Source organism: Mesorhizobium wenxiniae (genome assembly GCF_002284535.1).
GTDB lineage: Bacteria > Pseudomonadota > Alphaproteobacteria > Rhizobiales > Rhizobiaceae > Mesorhizobium > Mesorhizobium wenxiniae.
On sequence record NZ_NPKH01000012.1, the window covers coordinates 1 to 1,310 of the forward strand.

General features: G+C 59.8%; 3 protein-coding genes. 1 reads left to right on the top strand and 2 read right to left on the bottom strand.

Annotation, left to right across the window (positions count from 1 at the left end; all coding sequences use genetic code 11):
* Positions 1-154: 154 nt before the first annotated feature.
* Entirely contained in the window at positions 155-385 is a 231-nt protein-coding gene (locus CIT31_RS05120) for a hypothetical protein (protein WP_095517739.1), read from the top strand.
* Positions 386-507: 122 nt separating this feature from the next.
* Here the strand turns inward: CIT31_RS05120 and CIT31_RS36000 are convergent, their stop codons facing one another.
* Both CIT31_RS36000 and CIT31_RS05130 read right to left on the bottom strand, forming a co-directional pair.
* Entirely contained in the window at positions 508-735 is a 228-nt protein-coding gene (locus tag CIT31_RS36000) for a WGxxGxxG family protein (RefSeq protein WP_082982378.1), read from the bottom strand.
* Positions 736-883: 148 nt separating this feature from the next.
* Entirely contained in the window at positions 884-1,135 is a 252-nt protein-coding gene (locus CIT31_RS05130) for a hypothetical protein (RefSeq protein WP_065008252.1), read from the bottom strand.
* Positions 1,136-1,310: the final 175 nt, after the last annotated feature.

Here is a 1,310-nt window from a genome sequence, read left to right on the forward strand (position 1 = left end):
GCCTCTGCCGCCTGAGCGCCCATTGCAGTTGACGGCGGCCTAGTCCGACTAGGGCACGGTATCGCCAGCGGGAAGGGCAGAAGCGGACAGCCGCCTAATCTAGGGAACTTTGTTCCTCATGCCGAGTTGGCGATTTCTCATTGGAGAAAGAGCCATGTCTAAGAAAAACCGTCTTGATAAAGACCCGGCCGAAGACGGCCGCTCGGTAGTGGATCGAGAGCTCAAACGCTCATCCGCCAAGCCGGGGCCGGAGGCGGACGCCAAGGGCCAGTCAGAGAAAAACCACAAAGGTGGAACCAGCGACGGCGTCTCTAGCGCCAATCCTCGCGTCATATCCGGGAATGATGATGGCGACGCCACCTTCCCGTATAAGCGTAAGAAGTAGAACGCCGCACTGTGCGACGCAGAGAAGGCGCCAGTGCGGTGCTCAGCATCGCACATCTGAGGCAGAGCGCTACATAGGGGCGGCGAGGATGGCGGAGCGGCGCTCGCTCACGCCGTAGTTCATTACCTGACGTTCGTCCGACCGAGAGTGTCGTCCCGCCTCCTGCGGCCTGCTAGACCTGCCAGACCCAGTAGGCCGATAAGGCCCAACCAACCCCAGTCGAAGTCGTCGCGAGCATCATCGGCTGCGGCAGGCGGTGCAGGTGTTGGCGTCTCTTGCGAAAGGGCAGGTGCTGCTGTTGCAGTTAAGCTGGTAGCCAGCATAAGGGCTAATAGAGATTTGGTGAGCATCGCAGTCTCCCGTTGTTCGAGGTGTGATCTAACAGGCGGAAACGACCTTTGTTCCCGCGAGTGCTCAAACGGTGACCTGCGCGACCAAAATCAGGCGCGATCATCGGGCGCTGAGATCAGGGCGATCCGCACGGTTAATCCCGCCCGATCAGGACGCTTCCTGCACTTCCGCGACTTGTGGCGTCACGGGTGCAGAATTAATGACGTAGGTGTTCGAGGTCAGGTCGCTAGTAGATCGGATGATGATGCCGTCGTCTCTTAATCGGGCAAACGTCGCCCTTGCGATACGCATTGGCTTGCCTTTGGCATCTGCGGCGGTAACTTTGTTCGACCAGGGAACGTGAGTGATGGTGTCAACGCGCTTGAGAAAGCGCTTTTCCTTCTCGGTCAACTCGATCACGCCCGTTCCTCCATATCATTGGCAGCGTTTGGTTGGCCCGGTAACGTCGATGATGCGACTCCGTTCCAAGGACGCACGCGCCTAACCGGGGGTGGGGAGCGAGCGGGTCCGCCGGGCTGGCTATCCGCCGAAGCACCCTCCGCCGAGGGCGAAGAAATTAACATTGCCGCCAGCC